The organism is Paenibacillus sp. RC67 (assembly GCF_030020805.1).
Classification (GTDB): Bacteria; Bacillota; Bacilli; order Paenibacillales; family NBRC-103111; genus Paenibacillus_S.
Map to the genome: position 1 here is coordinate 303,101 of NZ_CP125098.1, position 23,022 is coordinate 326,122.

Below are 23,022 nucleotides of genomic sequence, written 5' to 3' on the forward strand. Positions count from 1 at the left end.
GGGGCTATTTTTTTGCCCAAATGGTAGAGAGGAGTTATTAATGAATATTAAAGATATAGCATCACTTGCAGCAGGGGCAGCGCTTGGAGGAAATATTAAGGAGTTTTCGTTTGGAGGGACAGTAGCTTTTATGGGAGTTGTCGTAAGCGACTATTTAGGAGGGTGGGATAACGCTATGAAAATCCTAGTTTTATTAATGGTCATCGATTATTTCTCCGGTATACTGGGGGCATTTAGAAATAAATGTCTCAATAGTGAGGTCATGTTTTGGGGCGGTGTCCGTAAAGGCATCGTCTTTTTGGTTATTGCTCTAGCGGCTGCATGTGACCAGTTTATAGGAGGACAAGCACCGGTATTTCGGACTCTTGCCTTGTACTTTTATGCGGGCCGTGAGGGATTGTCTGTTATTGAAAATCTCGGGGTATTAGGTGTACCTATGCCTTCAGCGTTAACACAATTTTTGGAGCAGCTCCGGCAGAAGGGGGAAAGCAATCGATGATGCGAGCGGAGTTCATCGCGGCTATAGCACCTGTTGCCGTGAAATTACGCAGGGAAGGATCACCGCTTTATTCTTCTGTCCGGATAGCACAGGCTATTCTTGAAACGGGTTGCATGCTGCATGACTGGAATAATCTTGTTGGTTTTAAAGTCGGTAGTGGCGAGCCTAATGCCTATTGGCATGGTCGAAGTGTTAGTACAACAACATGGGAGGTATATGACGGGATTAAGGTGGATGGAGTGCAGGCCAATTGGCGCGCTTACGATTGCATTGAAGATTGCTTTAAAGACCAGGACTTATTATTCAATTGGAGTCGTTATGATCGGGTTCGAGCAGCAACCAGTCCGCAGGTGCAGACGAATGCATTGTATCTTTGCGGCTACGCAACGGATCCGATTTACGCTGAGAAATTGAACAGCTTAATTTTGACTCATGAGCTTGAACGATACGATAAGGAGGCGAAAGAACCGATGCTAGATGCGGATGTAGCTAATACGATTATTAATACGTGGATGGGTCCTGATTGGCAAGATTGCATGGATAAGAAGTGTGCAGCAGCATCAATGGGTGATGAGGATGCGTTAGTTCAACTACAGGAGCAAGCGGATTATATTCATTGGCTGGCGAATCAATTGAGAAAGGCGTCTGGTCAGATGGAACAGTAAGCTGGTCGGCATCTTATAACTAAATCAGGTTTAACAAATAGATGAGAGAGACCATTTCAGGGCATTCCAAGATACACTAATTTTCCCCCTAGTTCTACTATGAATATAAATCAAACTTTCCATTTCCAATATTTTGAATTTGAATCTATGATGAATAAAATTACTGATCTGAAAATAATAGGAAAAAATTTTACTGAGATCTAGTGTTGAAATTTTAATTGGTAGTGGGGGAAGCTCGATGTCGGCATATTATTATATTGCAAAAATGAGGGTGCTTGCGACATTAGTTTATCGCTTCGAAGTGTTCGTTTCGATCGGCACGAATCTGATGATGATGCTCGCCACATTGTTCTTTTGGCAGACAGCATTTCAAGTCGGCTCAACCGGCATTTTAAATAAACCGCAAATGTTAGCGTTTACGCTCGTGTCGGTCGTGTTGTCCTCGATGTTTTGTATGCAATGTATCCAGTAAAATCAACCAGCAAATACGCGAAGGGGATATCGCTCTTAATTTGATGAGACCAGTCAGATTCCTCTTTTGTTATCTTGCCGAAGACATCGGGAGTTCGATTAGTTCGCTAGTGAATAAAGCGCTGCCCATGTTTATTATTATCGCTGTTTTGTTTCACATTCCGCTGCCGGTCAGCCCTGTTGCTACAGCCCTTTTTCTTGTGAGTGCGGTGTTAAGCTATGCAATTCTTTGGCTTCTGAGCGCACTTGTCGGTTTAGTAGCTTTCTGGGTTACGGCGCTTGGACCCCTAGATGTGATCAAAATATGCGACGGTTCGCATCTTATCCGGCAGATTGATCCCTCTGTGGTATTTTCCAGGGTGGGTACAGCAACGCTTGCGTTTACACCGTTTCCTTATACGTACTAGACACCACTCGGCATCTACGTTGGGAAACTAGGATCGGTTGAAGCGTTGCAAACGATGGGACTGCAAACGGTATGGATCGTTATTTTGGGTTTGATCGTGCATCGGGTTTGGGGCCGCGCTAAGCGGGCGACGATGGTGCAGGGGGGCTAGACTTACGGGAGGTATAAAGTTGGTTATGAATCCGATCCAGTGGCTTTCCGGAATCTGGATACTGCACATCATCTCTACGCAGTTCGCGCCTTTAAACGGATGGGACTTCCCGCAGCTGACCTTTCTGTACGGGATGCTAAAAAAATCATAGCGAGGACTTTAGAATATATATTCAGGTCCTACTTCTTAAACACAGAACGAGGGTCTTCAACAAAATATACATATAATACCGAAAACTGTATGGTTTTGGAGGAATTTGGTGAAATTCATAGAATTTACACTAGGTAAAACAATTATTGGAGGGAGACTATTTTTAATGCAAAAATGGCTAAAATCGATGCTGATCTTTTTGATCTTAGCATGGACCCTATTTCCAGGGCTTACGCCAAGTGCTGAGGCTGCCATGGATACGAAGGAGCATTGGGCTGAACCAATCATTGATCGTTGGACAAACGAGGGACTTATTAAAGGCTATGAGGATGGAACGTTTCAGCCGGACCATTCGATAACACGTGCGGAGATAGCTTCTCTTATTAACCGTAAGTTCAAGCTTACATCTACAAGGGAAAAGGTGTCTTTCCCGGATCTAGCAAAGAATGAGTGGCAATTTGAACCACTAGGCACGGCGGCAGAGGTCGGTTACATTAGAGGCTATGAGGATGGGACGATTCGGCCAAACGAGGCGGTAACCCGGCAAGAATTAGCCGTCATTATTACGAACCTTTTAAGACTAGAAATGAAGGAAGATGCTTCATTTATAGACGCTGATCAGTTTCCCGAATGGAGTAAGAGAGAAGTAGCTGCTGTAGCATCATACGGCATTATGAATGGTTACAATGATTCAAGCTTTACCCCCACTCGTGCAGTTACACGCGCAGAAGCTGTGGTAACCATCGACAACGCAAGCCAAGTGCAGCAGAAGATGGGCCCGTTAGAATTCTCGACCGCTGGTACTTTTGGCCCGGATAGTGGCAATGAAGTATGGACCAGAGATGTAACCATAAATATGCAAGGTGTTACACTTCGAAATATGACAATTTACGGAAATCTAATGCTAGGAGAAGGAATAGGTGAAGGAGATGTAACACTTCAGAACGTCAGAGTAAGCGGAACCACTACGGTTAAAGGCGGGGGAGCAAATAGCATCCACTTTGAAAATAGTACGCTAGCTTCTCTAGTTATTGAGAAAGTGAACGGTAAGGTTCGAATTATAGCTAACGGTACTACATCAGTGCAAGAGGCGGAGATACATTCTGCTGTTAAACTTGAGGAAGAACATATAAATGGAGCAGGATTTACACGAGTTGTGCTTCCGGCAAGCTTGGCAGAAGGAACGGAAGTTAAACTCGTTGGTGATTTTCAAGAGATCCGGATTTTGTCCAAAAATGCCAAAGTACAAGTTATCCAAGGTACCATCGGGCAAATGTATGTTGCCGATGGAGCAACGGGCGGCTCCATCGACTTAGCTGAACAAGTTATTGTAAAGGAGCTTGTTCTGAATGCGGCAGCTCGGGTTTCGGGCCAAGGAAACATAGAGAATGCAACAGTAAGTGGGGGAGCGGAAGCTAGTACCTTTGATAAGAAGCCGGCAATGCTCAATGGTCAAACAACAACAACGACCTTTTTTGGTGGTGGCGGTGGAGGCGGTAGTCGCGGTGGCACCAGCGGTGGGAATAATAGCGGAGGGGGTACGCCAACGCCAACTCAACCGGAATCCCCCCTAACTTTTCAAGCTGCGGTTATTGGCCACAATAAAGTAGGGATCACCTTTTCACAATCGGTTACCGCTTCTACTATAAATATTGCATTTAAAAGTAACATTGAAGTAGACCGAGTAGAATATTCGGTAGATAATAAAATTGCTACAGTGATTCTTAAAGCACCTATTTCTGAAGGCAATCATACTATAGTGATTCAGCAAAAATTAAATAATGGTGTAAATACATTAGAACAGGACCTTGCGGTTGAGAAAGAAAGGATTACGTTCTCTTATCTGTATGACTCCGTCATTTGGGATCCTGCAACTCCATCATACATAAAAGTGAAGTACAAATTTATGAATCAGTATGGAGAGGATATAACCGCTCGATATAACAGTGAGGTTAAGTTTTCATTTTCTCCTATTGTTGCTAACTCAGACCACGCACCTGCGAATAACGGTACCGCGACATTACAATATTACCGGTCCCTAAAGGAAAACGAAAAATTAGTTATATATGCTTTCCTTGGAACTACCAATCAACTGAAAAAAGAATTGGTTGTATCTAGGGAAGAAATTCCATTAACCATTCCGGGAATTGCTTTTATTACTCCTTCATTTGAGGTTAATGGCCTGTACCATCCGGCAAATAAAAAGCTAACTGTTAGTTCTAACTTCCAAGAGTTTTCCATTCTATTTCGATGGAAGGGGGACTCGGCTCTTCTCTCGGACAATTTCGCTGCTGATGTAAGCCACCCTAACGTATTAAACGTTAAAATGAATGCGAAAGGCCCTGAATTTGGAACAATGACGATTGGCAATGAGAGCTGGTCCACTCTAACCTTATCGAGAGGAAATGCACCATATCCAGAAGATGTAACTATCCATCTGACCGATAGGAGTACTGGCTTTGCAATGCAGGTCATTGTGACGGTTTTTCCTGCTGATCCAGGCGCTCTAATGCCTGAAGTGATTTTTACCGTAGGCGATAAGTTAGTTGCAAGATATGCTACAGTGGGTAATTTCTCGAAGGAAAGCTGGACACTAAACGGCACCGTTTCTCAAACTGTCTACCAAGCCCAGTACTCTTACTCTCAACAGGATATTGGCGTATTTACCATTCAGGGTGGCACAGTTCTTTCTGAGCTGTATACGGCGACTCCTCAAGGAGGTTCCGCATCGTATAAAACGATTACGGTGGGGACGGTTACGGTGAATGGGGCTGTTTACGGCAAAGTATATTATAGCGGCACAACTGCATTAACAACGGTAATAAATGGAGCTTATTTGGATCCGAATTCGCCGTTACGTAGTAAACCGCTGGCTGTAAATGATAAAATACGTGTTTTTTATGGAAATGAGTTATTCTTATCGGCGAGTTGGAGTGGAACTGCTTGGTTATTAGATAGAATCGAGCCGATCGTGGCACCTGCAAATGTGACAGCAGATGCAGAATCGGATAGGCAAGTTCGCCTCAACTGGACGCCAGTTGAAAATGCTGAATATTATAAAATTTATACAAGCTCAACAGTAACAGGTGAATACAGGCCACTGCTGGATGCACAGGGGAATGTAATCAAGACCAAGGAGACCACAATACTTGATGAAAACCTGCAGCCTAATGTGAAGAAATATTACTTAATCAAGGCTGTTTTTGGAGGAAGCAACTGGGAAGTAGAGTCTAAAGCTAGTGCTGTTGTAGCAAGTACACCTTATTATAACGATCACATTCAGCTTGATTTCCTAGTTACAAATTCAGTGCAGCACCCGAATCAGCCTATTTTATACTTAACAGATAAGGAACATTTAAAGCTTTACGCTCTTAACTATGAAACTGGCAATATAAACTCTATATCCTTGCCTTTACCGCCAGAAAGCATTACTTTTGCTGATGGTAAGATTTACGTCTCATTGTTAAAGGGAACGCATTCCTACACTTGGTGGAAAGAAGACCAAAAAGGGGCAATTGCAATTATTGATGCTTCTGACCTATCGATCTCAAGAATACTCGATGTGAACATTGATCCTTATGATATTGCAGTGGACAGAGCTGGGTATATTTATATTGCTTCTGGATCAGGGCAGTGGACGAATTTGAAATCATATAATCCTACCACGTATTCAGAGGTATATTCCGCTAATATTAGACAAGCAAGTTATATTCATATGCATCCGAATCTTAACCGAATTTATACAATTACTACGGATTCTTCTCCAAGAGATATAACAGCGTATGATATACAGAATGGAGCTTTAGCTCCGAATGGATATGATTCACCGTACCATGGTGACTATGCCATGAGCACACAGATGCGAATTTCTCCAGATGGGAAATATCTGTTTAACGGTGCAGGAACGGTGTTTCAAGCAACCGAAGCGCGTTCGAGTGATATGAAGTATGTTTACAGTTTGAATGCAGGCTTTACTGATATTGCTTTTGACATAAATAATAATGGCTTTTTTACGGCTAAGGATAGGCTTATTGGCGCTTATCAATATGACAACTTTGTGCAATTGGGCAAGTATCCTATCGATGGAATTGCAAAATCTTTGTACAGCAATTCAGATAAACTTCTTGCCATATCAACAATTGGCGGTAACAGCGTGGTCGAAATTATCTATAAAAATAAAATGCAATCTGTACCGCCAGTAGTGGGCCCAGGTTTATATCTTAATGGCGTGATAGCGGACATTGTAAGTGCACCAGACGGGAAAAAGGCCTACGCATTAGATGAGGCGTTTCGTAAGCTATACGTAATAAATCTTATAGACAATAAAATTGAACGTACGATATCACTTGTTTATAAACCATCTGAACTCACTCTATCTGAAGATGGGACTAAGTTGTACATCCGCAACAATGACGAGAATGTCTTGGTGACGGAGATCAGCTTGAGTGATTTTCAAGCACAACGGTACTTGAGGTATCAAGCGCCGGTCGATTATAGTGATGCTGCCCATGGACAAATTTATCAAAGAGGCCAACTTCTCTATGTCGTAACAGGTGAGTGGTCGCCTCGTTTGCTAGTCTTTAACGCAATGACCTTTGAGAAAATAAATTATGGGGCAGAGCTACAATCGATAGGCGGAATCGTTTTTAACAGAGATAACAGCAAGCTGTATTATTGGTTCCAGTACGGATGGAGCGCAGGTCTGTCTAATACGGATGTATATGAAATATCGATCGCTAGCACTCCGTTCAAGCAAACGGGCCGTTCCAGTGTAGGGTATCCTGACAATTTCAGCAGAGATCCTCTGGATACTCCAATTCTATTATTAGAGGACCGGGGGTTAGTGATTGCCAAAGATCGAATTCTGAATCAGAATCAACTTAACCAAACCATAGTTGTGTTACCTGAGCCGATCTATGCGGTAAGCCCAGATGGCAAGACGTTTATAGGAAAGAATGGATTATACGATGCTAATTCTTATCAGAAACTGCAATCGATCTCCCTTTCTGGGGCTCGCAATATCTTTTTTGCTAATGGTAAGCTGTACTACCTCAATGGAAGCTCATTAATGCAATCGGAATATAAATAAAATCAGAAAGTGTAATCTTATGGAAAACAAGGGATATCGGCCTACTATGGTTGGTATCTCTTGTTTTTGTATTAGATGAAAAATGCTACTAAAGTGGTGAGAACCTTTTGCTTTATTCGAAGTATCCATTAGGAACCTAAAAAGACCATTCCAAGTGGAAAAAACGAAGCGCTGGGAGCAGTGCATTTAAAACCATCCACGATGAGAATGGATACCCTCCCTCCCATATAAAAAAAGACTAACCCCAACCCAGGTTAGTCCTCCCCCTCTCACCTCCGAGGAATCAAATAAGGAGCCAATCCCGCCGCAATAACTCGATGCCCCCGATCATTAGGATGGATGGGCATAGATCCGCTTAACGCGTCTTCGACCTTTCCTTGCCGAAATCCATGGATAAGCTCGGCCTGCTTACCCTCAAACCAAGAATGAGCGGGGGCTACCGTGACGCCGCAGCTATGAGAAAGCTCCGTTATTGTACGATTTAATTGGTCTATGGCCCCAACGGCAAGAGACGTCGCGGGAAACGGGTTGTACTGCGTGCAACAGATAATTCGGGCGCAGCTTCCTCTTTTTATTTGTGTGAAGATGGTACTTAAATTACGCTTATAGCTGGATATAAGCTTTTCCGCAGCTAGGGGCTGTTTGCTTTTAAACGAACTCAACGCAACCTTAGCTAAATCCACGCCCCCGATCCATACCGAAACCACATCAGAATGGGCGATGACGGGGTCCCCCTGCCATATCACAGCATCCAGTAGGTCATTACTGCTCCAACCAGACCGAGCTAAGACAAACCCACGAACCTTGCGCGAGCGACAATTCAAAGTGGACACCGCTAATTGGGGATAAGCGTTCGCCCAACAGGAGGCATTTTCCCCGAATGTAATGGAATCTCCAAGAGCTGTATAAATCATAGGACAGCATCAACTCCAATGTTTAATCATAGCATTAACATATCCTGGTGAAGAAAGATAAGGATAATCGGTTTGCTTGTCATTCTCTTCGTCTATTTACAGCTATAATATTGCAATCCAACATGAATGGTTTGGACAGTAACCGAGTTTAGAAGCGGAGCTTCAAAAAAAGGGGGATAGCCATGGGAAAGAGGTTATGACAGCAACAGGGCTGAGATTATTTATGAAATATTAAGATTGTCCTTATGCTTTTACACCTAGAAAAGACTCTGCTACGATAGAAGTAAGAACAGATCCTTATACCAAGATAGGATGAAACCACCATGACGAATAAGACGAAAGTCAGCCATTATATAAAAATCAAGGAATATTTGGACGGGCTGATGCAGAGTGGAGAGCTCAAGGTAGGGGATCGTCTGCCTACGGAAATCGAGCTGACCCAGCAATTTGAAGTGAGCCGGGAAACCGTAAGAGCCGCGATGAAACAGCTGGAGCAGGAAGGAAAGCTGGACGTGAGGAAAGGGGTCGGGCGCTTTGTGATACGGCCTTTAAGCTCCATTCCTAGCAGCATCGACCGTTTTATGTCCACAGAAGAAATTATTCGTTCTGCCGGATTGATAGAAGGCCAGCTGGAGCAATTCATCCGGAAGGAGCCTTGCCGAGAGGAATGGGCGCAGTTTTTGAAAATACCGGTGGGCAGTCCTGTGATCATTAACGAGCGTACCCGAACCGCCAATGATGAGCCGGTGGCCCATAATATTAATGTGATGCCTTTAGCTCTAGTAGAGCAGGCTTTTCAAAACAAGACGCTTACCGGTTCCTTGCTCCGATTTCTAGAAAACGAGTGCGGTATCCGGTTGACGGGTGCCAGTACCGAGCTGATTGTCCCCCATCACACCGATCCCATCTGCCGTAAGCTGCAAGTGAAGCGGGATACGACGGTGCTCATGTTGAAGCAGATTCATTTTGATCAGCAGCACATGCCTGTCTTATTTTCGTATGATTATTATCGCAATGATGTATTTCAGTTCTGGGTGAACCGGCGGAGATAAGCGAATTCAGCTAAGTCCAGCTTAATAATTTCTTCTTATATCAATGACATACTGTTAACAAAACCCATCTATACTAAGATTAAAGATGTCTAGACAACGCATCTAATTCGAAAAGGGTGGGGAATATGAAGAAATTCATGAACGTGCTTTGTGCTCTAACGGTGACGACGGTTGTATCGGCTGGATGCGCAACGAATACTACTGTACCAAATACGCCTACTTCCACTAGCGGAACGAACGGAAACGCAGCTGCTACGGAAGCACCCAAGAAATACGAACTTAATCTCATCACAGCCGGCGACACGAACATGACCGATCTGCAAGAAAAGAACGTAGTTCTCAGCTTCCAAAAGCAGTTTCCAGGCGCCCAAGTTCGCGTCGTCAATTCTGGTGCCGGAGATGGCGGAACACAAAAAATATTCGAAAAACTAAAAGCGCAAAAAGATGCAGGCAAGAAGGAATGGGATATCGATCTTGCCATTGTGCATCAAAGCGGTATGCAGCAGCTCATTGATAACGATCTTTTGGACAAATGGGTTCCCCAATCTGCCAACAAGCAGTACGTCGTTTCCTCTGACAGTAAAAACAGCTTGGGTACCAACGTGGAAGGCTATGTTATTCCTCTGTTCCACAGTCAGGTTGCCTTTGCTTATAACCCTGATAAAGTAAAGAAATTCCCAGCAAATTTTGAAGAGTTAACCGCATGGATCAAAGCGAATCCGAAGCGCTTCGGATATAACGGGATCCAGAACGGTGCAAGTGGTGTCGCTTTTGCTACTGCCTTTACATACTGGAAATCCGGCGATTATAAAAAGATGAGCGAAGGTCCATTTGATGCAGCATTAGAGCAAAAATGGCCGGCTATTCTAAAAGAACTCAAGGCACTGCCAGTGACCTATACCAATGGGAACAATGGTACCCTCGATATGCTGAACCGCGGCGAGATCGACATGGGACCTGTATGGGTCGATATGTTTAACTTATGGGTGGATGAAGGCCGCATGAATCCTAACTTTGGTCTGAAAATCCTCGATCCGGGCATACCAGGTCAACCAATGTATGTAGTCATTCCTAAGAATGCCAAGAACAAAGAAGCTGCTCTGAAATATGCCGATCTGCTGACTTCTCCTGAAACCCAAGCCAAGGTCATCGTAGAGAAAAACAGCTGGTATCCGGGTATAGACGCAACAGTGGTGCTTCCGAAGGTTAGCGAAGAGGGAAAGAAGAAGCTGTTTAAAGATATTACAGCAGAAGATCTGAATAAACGCGGCCAATCGTTCCCGATCAACACTTATTTTGATCATCTGAAAACCGCCTATGAGAAAAACTAACTCACCACCCATCGTCTTCTGGCACAAGCTGGGCGGAGTAGGGCTTGTTACTCCTGCGGTTGTTGTTGTCGCGCTGCTCTTCCTGTATCCGTTCACGCTCTCCTTTATTTCTAGCCTGCGTTCGCAGGAAGGAATATGGACATTTGGTAATTACGTCGAAGCGATTTCTTTGTATGGCGGGGATGTAGTATTTACGCTATGGGTTTGTCTAGCTAGCCTCGCCTTGCTTACCCTGTTCACTGTGACGATCGGCGGGTTGCTGCGACTGGGTGCATACCCGGTGCTGGAATTTATATTCAAAATCCCTTTGTTTGTGCCATTCGTCGTTGCAGGGCACGCGATGCGAGTATTTCTAGCGCCACACGGCACGCTCAATTCGGCGATTGCTATCACGGGTTGGTTTAATCCGGATGCACTCCCATCCTTCGCGTTCACTACGTTTGGTCTCATCGCTGCTTTGGTTTGGAAAAATCTTGGTTTGGCCCTGCTTCTGGTGCTTGGCGGATTTCGATCTGTAAATGAAGGGATGCTGGAAGCCGCAAGGGGAATGGGAGCAGGTAAGTTAAGGTTGATCTGGCATTTCCTCGTGCCTATGAACAAGAGCAGTATCGGGGTTATGGCGGTACTGACCTTCACCTCCATGCTCGGGTGCTTCTCCATCCCTGCCATGCTGGGTAACGCAGGCGGTCAGCAAATGCTGATGATGGATTTGTACCATCAAAGCGTCTATCAGCATAATTACGGCTTAGCGAATGCGATTGGCGTTATTACTTACATAGCGTCCATGGGTGCTGCCATTTACTACTTAAAGGGGTTGGCGAAAAAATGAACAAAGTCATTTCATCGGCAGCTGCTTCTAACGGCTCGCTCACACCTAACGAGAGAAAAACGCCAATCGTTCGTATGACGCGTCGTCTGCTCATTTATGTCGCATCGATCTTTTTCATTTTTGGTCCATTGTCCAGTCTGCTTCTATGGTCGGTAGCGGAAAAGTGGTTCTGGCCTCATCCATTCCCGAACTCTTGGGGCTTCAAATACTGGACACAAGTATTCGAAGGAAAGATGCTCTCATCTCTCGGACTAAGCTTCGTTATTGCTATTACGGTCACGCTGTTGTGTCTGGTGCTAACCGTGCCCTTATCTTATCTCATTGCACGTAACCGGCTTCCGTTAAAGCATTTGATCCTGCTGTTGTTTTTGCTGCCTCAGGCATTTCCTCAGCTTCCGGTATTCACGAATGCGATGACCTTTATGTACCGTTTCGATCTCGTAGGTACGTTGACAGGGCTGACTCTTATCCATTTGGTCGGCGCCATTGTATTTTCCGTATGGACATTGGTCTCTGTATTTCAATCTGTTGCAGAATCCATGGAAGAGGCCTCGTATATGCTGGGTGGCGGCAAAGTGTACACCTTTTTTCATGTGGTGCTGCCTATGGCGGCTCCGGGAATTATCGCAGGCTCCTTACTAGTTTTTTTATACTCGCTGGACGAATTTACGGGAAGCTTGCTGATTGGGGCACCTTTTCATATTACGATGCCGGTCTTCATGTACAACGCTGCGAACGGCTATGAGATGCAGGTCGCATCGGTAACATCTGTGCTGTTGATGATACCGGGAATCGTGCTGCTGTTCTTCCTGCAGCGGTTTATGCGTTCAGAATATTTGGCTGCTTTTGGGAGGGTATAAGATGGGCATTACCATTCAAGGCTTGAATAAGCGCTACGGCAAAAAGAGAGGCATTACGGACATCAACCTGCAGCTACCCGCAGGCGGATTGACGGCTATCGTAGGGCCTAGCGGATGCGGAAAAACAACACTGCTGCGAACGTTAGCCGGATTTTTAACGGCTGATGAAGGCGATATCTTGTTCGGCGGCCGCAATGTGACTCATACATCACCTCAGCAGCGGAAGGCTGCTATGGTTTTTCAGCATTACGCGCTCTGGCCGCATATGACCGTGTTCGACAATGTAGCCTATGGTCTGAAGCTGCAGAAGGTTTCCAAGCAGGAGCGGGAAACTCGTGTGCGCGAGGTGCTGGAAAGAGTGGAGATTGATACAACGGATGCAAATACCCGTTATCCGCAGCAATATTCTGGCGGGCAGCAGCAGCGCATAGCGCTGGCCCGTGCTCTCGTTGTACAGCCTGAGGTGCTGCTGCTCGACGAGCCGTTATCTAACTTGGATGCGAAGGTACGTCAGAGACTTCGGGTTGGCATTCGCGACATTCAGCAATCCTTTGGCATTACGGCAGTCTATGTCACCCATGATCAGGAAGAAGCCTTATCCATGGCGGATTATGTGATTGTGATGAATGAAGGACGGGTAGAGCAGGCAGGAACGCCGGAAGAAATTTATCGCCAGCCCTCTACCTATTTCACGGCTCATTTTCTCGGGGAAAGCCATACACTCTCCCTTTATCGCGAGGGTACGCTGCAAAGACTCGTTATTCGCTCGGGTGACTCGAAGATAGAGCCAATCACTGAAGCGGGACAAAATGATCCTAAGAACCGGCGTGCATATCAGGGTGAAGCAGATAAGCGGCAGGTTTGGGAAGAGAATGGGTATTTCATTCTGGAAGGTGCCATTCGCCATCATTTATTCATGGGGTCCTATTACCGCTATATGGTGGAAATTGAAGGCCAGCCCATATTTGTTGACGATGAGGCGCTCCTCCCGACAGGTCCTTGTAGCGTGAAGATCCCTGACAATAAAGCTTATTGGTTCGCTGTTTAATCGATGTAAATCCTGTACTAATGGAGGTCTTATATCTATGCGATTTATTATAATGGGAGATTTTCATTATTCCTTGATGGGCGACAGTGCCGCTGAACTATTGCAAGCAAGAGATAGCTTCTACGAGGAGATGCTGGAGCATTTTATCCGAATGGATGCAGAGTTCCATATTTCCATAGGTGATCTTACGCACGAGGGGCTGCCTGAAGAGTTTGATTACGTGTTCAATCGGATAGGGAATAGCGAATGCAACTTTATTCAAGTACTGGGAAACCATGATGCCTATACGCTGCCGAAAGCCGAGATTATGGGGCTTACTCGACAACAGCGATATCATACGATCGATAGTGACGAAGCTATGCTGATCTTTCTGGATACGACTAAAGAAATGAACCGGATCGATTGGGGTGGAGAACTGGATGTAGAACAGCTGGAATGGCTGAAAGTCCAGCTCGACAAGTCCGGTCATAAGCCAGTTTTTATTTTCGCTCACCATCCCGTGTACGGAACGACGGCACATTCCACCCTGGAGAAAATGTCGATTGATCCTACTATCGATATGCTGGAGGTTCTAAAACGGAAGCAAGGCCCCGGCTTCTACTTTTGCGGACATAACCATATGAATTCGATCGTTCAAAAGGAGAATTGGCATTTTATTCAGACCGCCGCTTGCCTTGACGTTCCTGCTTTTCGCAGGGTTGAGCTAACGGATCGAGGGGTTCAAATCGATCTTGTAGATGTAAATAACACAGAATTAGCGGAGCATATCACGATTTTTAATACCGGCATACCGGGCTTCACTCCTGTCTCAGAGGCTTGTGGAGAGGAAGCGGATCAGCGTTTGCAGGTTATTTTCTAAAAAAATGTCCGCTCCTTCGGAGAAGAGCACTGGCCAAATCGGTCGGTGCTTTTTGATTCGTTGTGTCGAGGAACATTCATTAAGGAAGTTGCACAAACTAAGTATTATTTGTATTATAATAAATAATACAAAATGTGATTAGAGGTGAATGTATAACATGATTATCTCCTTGCAATTAGACAGTGAAACCCCTCTCTATGAACAGCTGCGCAACCAAATCGTTATTGGAATTGCGACGGGTGAATTAGCGGCTCAAGAGAAGCTTCCGACCGTCCGGCAGCTTGCTGATGATTTGGGCATCAATACGATGACGGTGAATAAAGCCTATTCTTTGTTGAAGCAGGAAGGTTATATTGTAATCGATCGGCGGCATGGAGCTAAGGTAAGCCCTCGACCGCAAGAGGGGCCTGATCCTTCCCCGCAATTAGAAAAGCAGCTTCAACTAATTATCGCGCAAGCTACGATTCAAGGGATGGATCAGTCGCGGTTTCAAACGTTATGCTCTCAGATTTTTTCTAAAATGACGTATCGGCATTCCAACGCTTAATAGAAAGGAGTGAATTCCTATACTTACAGCAATTTTACTAGGCGTAGCCATCATCAATTTCATTGTGTTATTAGCCACCTACAAGCCGCAGGCAAAATACAGCAAAGGCATGCTGTTTGCGGTCACCTTGCCTGCTCATGTGATAGACGATGCGAGCATCCAGAACATTCAAGCGCAGTTCAACAAGCAGCTAACAAAAGCGAGTCTGTGGATGACGGCCTTCCTAATTCCATTGGTGCTGCTCCATGACTGGTCTGCTTATCAAGTAATCTATTTTTTTGTATGGTTCTCCGTTTTCTTTATGTTGATGGTCGTTCCGTTTCGCCATGCTTTTAGAGATACTTTGGCATTGAAACGTGAAAAGGAATGGTTCGTCGGTACCAAACGTGTCATTCGGAGCGATTTGCGTGTAGCCTACTTGAAAAATCAGCGTTCCGCTTCCATCTGGCTGTTCGCGATTCCAATTGCGATGTCCATCGGTCTTATACTGTGGGATGCAGGTGATCCGAATCTCTTGGGTATAGCTGTCAGCGGGTTCGCAGTTACCGTTCTCTTTTTACTCATTTCCAGCGTTATGCGCAGGACCAAGGCTAGAGTATACAGTGCCAACAGTGAAATCAACGTAAGCTTAAATCAAGCAAGACGTAGATACACCTCTTACTTGTGGTTATTTATGGCGATTATTGAGAACATACACTTTTTGCTCATAGGCTTGTTTATAACTAGTGAAAATGAACCTGTTGCAGGGTTATGGATTACCCTTACTTTGCTGTTCATTGCGATTCCAGTTGGCTTGGTGGTGTACGTTTATCGTAAAATCACTTCCGTGGAGCAAGAAACATTGGCACAAGACGGCAAAACCATCTATACGGACGATGACGAGTTCTGGAGCAATGGATTTACGTACCATAATCCTCAGGATAGAAGCATTTTGGTCCCTAAGCGTGTAGGGGTAGGGGAAACTATAAATACGGGGACTTGGGTAGGAAAAATGATCGCATGGGGAAGTGTCGGGTTGGTAGCAGTCGTTATCATCGGTGTTTCGTTTATGCTAATCCGTTCTGAGATGACCTCTCCTGTTTTAACAGTCACACCTGAGCATAGAATCCAGATTGATTACCCGATGTATTCTTTTGGCTTCAACATGGCAGACATCAAACAAATGGAGCTCGTTGACAGTGTTCCTTCCGGAATCAAAACGAATGGAGAAGCTACTGAGAAGCAAGCCCGCGGACATTTTCGCCTTAAAGAGCTGGGCAATGCAAGACTATATATTTTCAAAAACAATCCGCCATATATTCGGATCAAGCTGAATGATGTGTACATTTTCTACAATGAGAAGGATCCGCAGCAAACGAAGCAGTTATTTGAACAGCTGCAAAAGCAGGTAGGAGAGTAACCCTCTTGTTCTTTTCAAGTTCAACTGCTTTTCACTCATCCATCAAACCTCGGAACAAGCCATTTCGGCCGTTATTTTTGGCCATGTAAAGAGCCTTGTCACAGGAAGTGTAGAGTGTCTCCAATTGTGTGTGTTGATCAGGCGTAACGGTGAGAATCCCCATACTAATGGTGTACGTTATAGGTAAACCACGGTGGTCCGCTCCATCAAGCATCTGCTTAATGCGTTCGGCGATTTTGTTGGATTCGGCTTCGTCCTTTCCAGGCAGCATGATTCCAAATTCATCACCTCCATAACGAACAAACAAATCCTCTGGGCTTAGTTGCTGCTTGATTCGTGAAGTAAGATCCTGCAGCACTTGATCCCCTATGGTATGGCCATGAGTATCATTAATCGTTTTAAACCAATCGATATCGAACAGCATATAAGATATGGGTTTCTTCTTTTTGGCATAGTCGGTGAGGTGTTGTTTGGCAAGGGAAGTAAAGGTTCTGCGGTTCAAAGTGCCTGTTAAATCATCAAAGCTGGCCAAACGGATTAATTCTTGGTCGGCTTTTTCCTTCAGTAAAAGGATAAATCCTGTATTTCCCAAAATCATGACAATATAAAGAGCCAGGAATGCCATCGTCTGATAAATGCCGGGAGTAAAGAGGCTTGTCTTCAGTGGAAAAAGGAGAGCGCCGCTCCCCCTGATCAAAGAAGTCGCAATAACAAATAGATAAAAATAACCCATTATCTTCATAAGCAAGGTTTGGGTTCTCCCGAGGATCATCCGATAAACAGGCATTATGATGACCACTGTTATAAAAGATGAATAGGCAATCCGCAAATGTTCTTGGTTATCAAAGAGAACGATCAGTTGAAACCCGACAATACTGAAGGCAGTCAAAACAAAATAAAACCTTTTGGTTATAGGGCGAACCGAATGTTGAAGACTCATAATGGATAAGATTTCTAAGGATGCCCCGATAAATAGGATCGAGTTAGCAAGCGAGATGGATAGAAAGTCGGGAATTTCTCCGCGAAAAGCTTGTAGAAACCATGTTGCGGTCTGTGCGCATTTTGCCAAAAAGAAGGTTTTGACGGTGATATCCTTGGCATGATCATGCCAATACGCAGTTATAAGGATCAAAGTAAATAAATGCCCTACTCCAAGCGATATAAAAATCGTTCTTGCATCCAAGAGTAAATCCATGATGAGCCACCATCTTTTAAGGGAATTTCCAGTCCATTTGAGTATAACAAAAGTCGAGGGTTCTTATATATACTTCCGTCCCTTATTGAAGGTGGAATTTATTTCCTGTCCTTTATTGGGACTGGATAGGCGCCTCATCTTCATGCCAGACTCATAGCCCTTTGAGCCGATCTGCTAATACTCGCAGTATGCTCTTGAGTACATTCATATTCTGGAAGCAGAAGGCTAACACCAGATCTCTGTGCAGCTCCAGAACAATAACATCATTAACCGCTGTACAGTCAGCGGAACGAGGACCGCTGTCAATGACCGCCATTTCACCAAAATATTCCCCTTCTCGCAGTTGAGCGATCTCTTCCATTCCTTTGTGCACACGCACGTTTCCGCTAACAATGGCGTACATCGTATCGCCAAACTCCCCTGCTCGGCATATCGAATGGCCGGATGAATACTCTACCTCTTCAATAGACTGTGCAAGCCAAATAAAATCGTCTTGTGTAAGATGTGCGAAGAGCTCAATGTTCTGCAAGGTCAAAATTCGTCGTAAAATCACTTCATGTCGGGATAGATTCATGCTCTGCACATCAGGGACCTTGCGGTTGCTTACAGAGGTAGTGGAGGCAACCTCGGATAAAGCAGGGGCTACCGTTTTCGTCCCGTTATTTCCTTGTTCTAGCAACGATCTCAATCTACGCGACAGCAGCTTCATCATCTCCAAAGCGATGCTTGTATGATTAAACAAAATATCATAAAAACTAGATGAATCAAGCCTCCACAATAGAAGTTCCTCTTCCGCCTTAATGGAAGCCGTACGCAAGCCTTGGTTGAATAAAGCCATTTCACCAAAACAATCGCCTCTGTAAAAGTCTCCTAGCTTCCTGTCGTTCCGATAAACGCCGGCGTGCCCACTGCCCACAATATACATGCAATCCCCCGGATCGCCCTCTTGAATAATGATCTCTCCTGGATGGACATCAACCTGCTGCAATTGTTTTGCAATGCCGGATAATTCTTTGCTCGTTAAGCCTTGGAATACCGGGACATTTCTTAATAGATGGACACGTTCGAGCTGCTTGGAGGTATCACTCTCAGTGGAGGGGCTGCCATTTCGCTGCTTTATGGCAAGGCTAACGACTTCCTTAAGCCATACATCTCCTTGCATGGAAAGCCAATGGAAATGTGCCTCTAAATCATTTTGATTATAAGCTTTTCCCGCTAGGTTCCGTGGGGAGGACATCCATGTGACCAGCAGAATCCTTAAGGAGCCCTGCAGGGTTTGGTCTATAATTTCGGCTGCATTGGCTTGTTGTCTGGAGTCACCCTCCGACCAATTTTTATAAACAGCCTGCATCGTATGGGCTTCATAGAGGAAAGCCAACAGTTGAAACACTCGCTGACAAATGGATGAGCGAATCTGCTCAACGACGATGACGATTTCAGAGCAATGTTCCACTCCAACAAGCGGCGCTCCGTGCCCGGATAATTGATGAAATAACTCAATTTCCGTCGTAATGAGGCTCTCTATATTTTGGGGGCTCACTGCAAACGACTTGCTGTGCATCCGTGTAAGTGATTCTAACATTTTATCGCGCATATCAAACGATGCCGAGCTGTAGTAAGATAGCAGCGTGTCGAATGATGGCTGCGTACTTATTTTTTCCAAGACGGCGGGCAAATGCAAGGAAATGCCGGTTCCATCCATGGAGTTCTTAAGCAGCAGAGCCATGTCTGTCTCGCCATAGGAAGAGAGCGCATCAATGGCATAGCGCCGCGTCTCAAAATCTTGTAAGCAAGACAGAATAGGCGGTATTAACGAGGGTACACAAAGGATTGCTGCAGATTCTAAAGCACGTATTCTTACTGAGTAAGAGCTGTCCTGCAGTAAAGCGGCCAAAGGTTTATAGAAGCTTCTCACTCCGATTTGCCCGAATAGCGAGGCCACGGCAATCCGATTCTCTTCCCGCCCACTTTCGATAAGCTGCTTTAGAATGGCTACCGACCTGAACATGCCTTCAATACCGTAGTATTTGACCAATCCAGCAATAGCTGCTGCCTTAATTTCGGGGTCTTGTTCCTCTAGAAAGACGGTTATTCCATCCAAATATTCCTCTTGCGCGTAGGAGGCTAGGGCAATAATCGCCTTGGCTTTTACCTGAGTATGCGTTGACGTTAGGAGGCTGCGCACTAGCTCCTCAAATCCAGCTGGCGTGGTCTGTTCTATATGCGTCAGGGCCTCAGTACACACGGCTGGATCCGAATGATGGAGAAGCGGCTGTAAGTACGGAATGAAGTCGAAATGGTCCATCCCTCGCAAAATCCGAAATGCATATAAAGCCTGCTGCTTATCTGTACTTAATAAAGCATCGGTTAACAATCGTCGGCTTGCAGGGTCCATCACATTCAATTCTTCTCTTTGAAGATCATGGTTACCCGTTTGCAGCGTAGATACTAGGGTCTGCAAATAGGCTTTCTTAAGCTTGACCGCAGCAAATATCCCGATGCCCAGCAGCACGAGTATAATGTAGCTAAGCTGTTTTGGATCGAGAAGATGAGACACTATGAGCAAGCATAGAGCGGCCAGTCCTTTGGCGCCGTTTCTTACAATACCATCCAAGAAGCCTTTGGCCTTACCGCGCCATTCAGGAGGGATAGGAAACATGATGAGTTGGCTGACAGAGGAATATACGGTATCACCGACGACTTTGTCGCTCCCCTTAACGATGACGGCCATCATTAGGACAGGCACTATAAGAATGCCCAGACTTCCTGCAAATAAAGCTATAGGGAAAACAAGCAAAGCGGTCATAACACCGAAGCGCGTTATAATCCAACCGGAAATAAACAGTTGAACAAGTAATGCGATAATTCCGGAGAAGCCATAAAAGCTGCCCATAAAACCCGCTAAAGCTTCATTCTGCAGGTTTTCTCTCAAAATGACCTTGAATTGATAGTCAATCAGCGTTAGTGAGAACACGAGTGCTGCCGCCAGCAGCGCCACATATTTGAGATGGGGAACATGCTTGAAGAGCCCTGCTTTTTTTTCAAAGCCTGGCTTGGATTGCGGTTGGAGCTTAACTGGTCTTGCTTCAGCCTGCTGAGGAAATATACGTAGGATCAGAATGACAACGGCAAGTGCTATCATTTGAAGCCCTGCGTAGACAAAGATCAAATTTGCCGTTCCTAATAGAGGGGCGAAGATTTTCAAGCCGAACCCGCTTACAATGCCCCCGGCTATGCCTCCGCTCCCGACAATACCGATCATCCGTTTAGCTTTTCTCTGATCCATTACGGAGGTAGCAAACTGCCAAAAGCAGACAATCATTAGGAAGTTAAACACTTCAAAGCCTATGTATATAGCAGGGAAAACCCAACGGATATCCAGCCCTACTCCAATTCTTGAAAGGAGAACCAGCCCTGCGATAACAGGGATCATTATCGTGATGAGACGTTCCAAGCGGACTCGAGACGAATAACGTTGAAACATAACACCGGCAATAATCATAACTATGGCTTGGGGCAAGTACATGAAAGATAAGAAGGAATTATCAAACCGACTTAAAAATAACGTATCGGAAGCTGTCTTCCCTATGGTTGAGGCGGATACCACACAAAATAAATAACTTAACAGCAATATGACTTTTATATACTCATCACGGTCTTCCTTAACCTGCGGGAATAACTTCAATATAGTCCCATAGACACCCATTCCCCAAAATACAACTCCCTCTTTACCTACCTGAATGAATAGATTATACCTAAAGATGTTCACCCTGTGTAACCATAAATAACATTTTATGTTTCAAATAAGTTCGCTTATTTTTATTTTCCCATTCAGTCGGTTATTGTGGATGCAATTTGGAAAGCTAGTAATATCCAAATTTCGGGTACAGCATTTTCCCGATCGGCATGAAGGAGGGAGTAAGCTACGCAATGATATCGCTTCTGTTGACTTTGAAACGTTTGATAAGCGGGTTGTGGAGAGCCTTCAAGCTGAAGAACTTCCAAGCCCTTTTCATATTGGTGCTGATTATGTTGTTGTCCGGTACAATCTTCTATGTGAAGGAAGAAGGTCTTACAGTGCTTGATGCCATGTATTTTTGTGTAACTACGCTCAGTACAGTAGGGCATCCGACATTCGAGCCGCGCACAGCTTTGGGCAAAGTGTTTACGATGGCCTATATTATTGTTGGTACCGGATTGTTCCTGGGTTTGATAGGATATATTGCTTATGCGCTGATAAAACAGCCAGAAGGGGAAAAACAGAAAAAAGAATAGGTCTTTATTTTGTTGAAAAAGGAGGAAATGAGGTATCTGTTGCAGAATTTTGGACTTAAGTGATCAGGAGCACTGGTTTGACACTCTTCGCCTGGCTAAGCTACAACGAAAAGGATGTGATCTTGAAATGGACAACTCCAAGTATGAAAAACACTATTCGGAGCAAGGGTTTTGGTCTAAGCTAAGGAAGTATGCTAAGGACGCTGGAGCAAAGGTGGTATACAGTGGGCTGCTCCTCTTTTATGCTCTGCAAAGTCCTAAGACACCGACGAAAGCTAAGATTCAGATCTATGGGGCACTCGGCTATCTGATTTTGCCTATTGATATTGTTCCTGATGTATTGCCTGTCGTTGGATATGTAGATGATTTGGGTGCCTTGATGTTAGCCATAGGTGCAGTAGCCGTGAACATAGACAGTTCCGCCAAACAAAAAGCGAAAGATAAACTAAAGGATTTCTTCGGTGAAGATGCGGCTAACAATCAGGACATTATTGATGTTGATGCACACATTGTAGAATAAAAGACGAGAACCATCGTGTTGCAGGTGTGGAGAAGAGGGGCGTGGATCTCTGCTTTGCCTGTACATAATCGGTTTTAGGTGAAAAAATATATGTATGTTATAATAGAGGTATTCGGTCAAGAAAATCTATTGGCCAAGATAAGAAAGGTAGCAGATCTATGCATGGTTTCGAGGATTGGAATCTAAAAGCGAAGAAAACTTTTAATGCCACAAGTAATGAAGTTGTATTAACAGTAACAGAAGCAGGAAGTTTGTTGGGTCTTTCTAAAGACCAAATGAAAGCCTATGTAGATAAAAGCGGGCTAACTAAGGTTCCGATCATGAGAAGTGTTCATAGGTACCTTTTATTGAAAAGTGAAATAGATGAGATAGTGAAAAATACATAACTATTACATAGATAAGACAAACACCGATGCGGTGTTTTTTTCTTTTATGGGCAAGGGTACGTTTAAAAACGTCGGAGATAAGAGCATTGAGTCGATAACGAAAGTGGAAGTGAAACTCGTTCTAGGCAACGATAGCGGGGATACTGCGGATATTGGTAAACAATATTTTGAGAATATTGAGCTTCACCTCGCACCAGGAGAAACTGGAGAAGCGACACTTGAATTCACGGATGTTCCTTATTACGAGGATGCAACTCAATTTATCTCTGAAGAAGGCGATTGGGAATTCACGTACTTCGAATAAACGGATAGATAGCTTCAAAAAGGATCCGCAGCTTATGCTGCGGGTCCTTTTTTGCGATTAGGGTCGATTCCA

General features: G+C 44.6%; 21 protein-coding genes. 18 read left to right on the plus strand and 3 right to left on the minus strand.

The window, feature by feature from the left end; genetic code table 11:
* The first annotated feature begins 40 nt into the window (after window positions 1-40).
* The 6 genes from QMA13_RS01420 (at window position 41) to QMA13_RS01445 (ending at window position 7,431) form a co-directional block, all read left to right on the plus strand.
* The gene (locus tag QMA13_RS01420; RefSeq protein ID WP_282939010.1) at window positions 41-499 is read left to right on the plus strand and encodes a phage holin family protein; all 459 of its coding nucleotides are present in this window, start codon (window positions 41-43) and stop codon (window positions 497-499) included.
* Window positions 496-1,164, plus strand: a complete 669-nt coding sequence (locus tag QMA13_RS01425; RefSeq protein ID WP_282939012.1) for a glycoside hydrolase family 73 protein — start codon at window positions 496-498, stop codon at window positions 1,162-1,164. The genes QMA13_RS01420 and QMA13_RS01425 overlap by 4 nt, the downstream gene beginning before the upstream one ends.
* Window positions 1,165-1,402: 238 nt before the next feature.
* Window positions 1,403-1,636 carry a hypothetical protein gene (locus QMA13_RS01430; RefSeq protein WP_282939014.1) on the plus strand — a complete coding sequence of 78 codons (234 nt, stop codon included), beginning with the start codon at window positions 1,403-1,405 and terminating at the stop codon, window positions 1,634-1,636.
* 28 nt (window positions 1,637-1,664) lie between these two features.
* On the plus strand, window positions 1,665-2,042 hold the full coding sequence (locus tag QMA13_RS01435) for a hypothetical protein (RefSeq protein WP_282943200.1): 378 nt from the start codon (window positions 1,665-1,667) through the stop codon (window positions 2,040-2,042).
* 169 nt (window positions 2,043-2,211) lie between these two features.
* Window positions 2,212-2,343 carry a hypothetical protein gene (locus tag QMA13_RS01440; protein ID WP_282939016.1) on the plus strand — a complete coding sequence of 44 codons (132 nt, stop codon included), beginning with the start codon at window positions 2,212-2,214 and terminating at the stop codon, window positions 2,341-2,343.
* Window positions 2,344-2,451: 108 nt separating this feature from the next.
* A complete protein-coding gene (locus tag QMA13_RS01445; RefSeq protein WP_282939018.1) occupies window positions 2,452-7,431 on the plus strand; it encodes an S-layer homology domain-containing protein in 4,980 nt (1,659 codons plus the stop codon).
* 269 nt (window positions 7,432-7,700) lie between these two features.
* Here the strand turns inward: QMA13_RS01445 and QMA13_RS01450 are convergent, their stop codons facing one another.
* Window positions 7,701-8,345: an SGNH/GDSL hydrolase family protein gene (locus QMA13_RS01450; RefSeq protein WP_282939020.1), complete on the minus strand. Its 645-nt coding sequence runs from the start codon at window positions 8,343-8,345 to the stop codon at window positions 7,701-7,703.
* A gap of 323 nt (window positions 8,346-8,668) precedes the next feature.
* On the opposite strand from QMA13_RS01450, the gene QMA13_RS01455 reads away from it, so the two are divergent.
* From QMA13_RS01455 to QMA13_RS01490, 8 genes are all read left to right on the plus strand, one after another.
* Entirely contained in the window at window positions 8,669-9,397 is a 729-nt protein-coding gene (locus tag QMA13_RS01455; RefSeq protein WP_282939022.1) for a GntR family transcriptional regulator, read from the plus strand.
* A 137-nt stretch (window positions 9,398-9,534) separates the two neighbouring features.
* Window positions 9,535-10,728 carry an extracellular solute-binding protein gene (locus QMA13_RS01460; protein WP_282939024.1) on the plus strand — a complete coding sequence of 398 codons (1,194 nt, stop codon included), beginning with the start codon at window positions 9,535-9,537 and terminating at the stop codon, window positions 10,726-10,728.
* Complete coding sequence (locus tag QMA13_RS01465; RefSeq protein ID WP_282939026.1) at window positions 10,715-11,557, plus strand: ABC transporter permease; 843 nt, start codon at window positions 10,715-10,717, stop codon at window positions 11,555-11,557. Before QMA13_RS01460 ends, QMA13_RS01465 begins: the two co-directional genes overlap by 14 nt.
* Window positions 11,554-12,417 carry an ABC transporter permease gene (locus QMA13_RS01470; protein ID WP_282939028.1) on the plus strand — a complete coding sequence of 288 codons (864 nt, stop codon included), beginning with the start codon at window positions 11,554-11,556 and terminating at the stop codon, window positions 12,415-12,417. Before QMA13_RS01465 ends, QMA13_RS01470 begins: the two co-directional genes overlap by 4 nt.
* Before the next feature lies 1 nt (window position 12,418).
* Window positions 12,419-13,465 carry an ABC transporter ATP-binding protein gene (locus tag QMA13_RS01475; protein ID WP_282939030.1) on the plus strand — a complete coding sequence of 349 codons (1,047 nt, stop codon included), beginning with the start codon at window positions 12,419-12,421 and terminating at the stop codon, window positions 13,463-13,465.
* 37 nt (window positions 13,466-13,502) lie between these two features.
* Window positions 13,503-14,324 (plus strand): metallophosphoesterase family protein, encoded by an 822-nt coding sequence (locus QMA13_RS01480; RefSeq protein ID WP_282939031.1) that lies wholly within the window; start codon window positions 13,503-13,505, stop codon window positions 14,322-14,324.
* Between the two features lie 157 nt (window positions 14,325-14,481).
* The gene (locus tag QMA13_RS01485; RefSeq protein ID WP_282939033.1) at window positions 14,482-14,871 is read left to right on the plus strand and encodes a GntR family transcriptional regulator; all 390 of its coding nucleotides are present in this window, start codon (window positions 14,482-14,484) and stop codon (window positions 14,869-14,871) included.
* A gap of 64 nt (window positions 14,872-14,935) precedes the next feature.
* A complete protein-coding gene (locus tag QMA13_RS01490) occupies window positions 14,936-16,270 on the plus strand; it encodes a DUF5808 domain-containing protein (RefSeq protein WP_282939035.1) in 1,335 nt (444 codons plus the stop codon).
* Window positions 16,271-16,301: 31 nt separating this feature from the next.
* Here QMA13_RS01490 and QMA13_RS01495 read toward each other — a convergent pair whose 3' ends face one another.
* On the minus strand, window positions 16,302-17,465 hold the full coding sequence (locus QMA13_RS01495; protein ID WP_282939037.1) for a GGDEF domain-containing protein: 1,164 nt from the start codon (window positions 17,463-17,465) through the stop codon (window positions 16,302-16,304).
* A 151-nt stretch (window positions 17,466-17,616) separates the two neighbouring features.
* Entirely contained in the window at window positions 17,617-21,234 is a 3,618-nt protein-coding gene (locus tag QMA13_RS01500; protein WP_282939038.1) for an Npt1/Npt2 family nucleotide transporter, read from the minus strand.
* A gap of 161 nt (window positions 21,235-21,395) precedes the next feature.
* Here QMA13_RS01500 and QMA13_RS01505 point away from each other — a divergent pair, with 161 nt between their 5' ends.
* From QMA13_RS01505 to QMA13_RS01520, 4 genes are all read left to right on the plus strand, one after another.
* On the plus strand, window positions 21,396-21,740 hold the full coding sequence (locus QMA13_RS01505; protein WP_282939039.1) for a potassium channel family protein: 345 nt from the start codon (window positions 21,396-21,398) through the stop codon (window positions 21,738-21,740).
* A gap of 127 nt (window positions 21,741-21,867) precedes the next feature.
* Window positions 21,868-22,260 carry a YkvA family protein gene (locus QMA13_RS01510; RefSeq protein ID WP_282939041.1) on the plus strand — a complete coding sequence of 131 codons (393 nt, stop codon included), beginning with the start codon at window positions 21,868-21,870 and terminating at the stop codon, window positions 22,258-22,260.
* A gap of 158 nt (window positions 22,261-22,418) precedes the next feature.
* A complete protein-coding gene (locus QMA13_RS01515) occupies window positions 22,419-22,646 on the plus strand; it encodes a DNA-binding protein (protein WP_282939042.1) in 228 nt (75 codons plus the stop codon).
* Between the two features lie 46 nt (window positions 22,647-22,692).
* On the plus strand, window positions 22,693-22,950 hold the full coding sequence (locus QMA13_RS01520; protein WP_282939044.1) for a hypothetical protein: 258 nt from the start codon (window positions 22,693-22,695) through the stop codon (window positions 22,948-22,950).
* The last annotated feature ends 72 nt before the right edge of the window (window positions 22,951-23,022 follow it).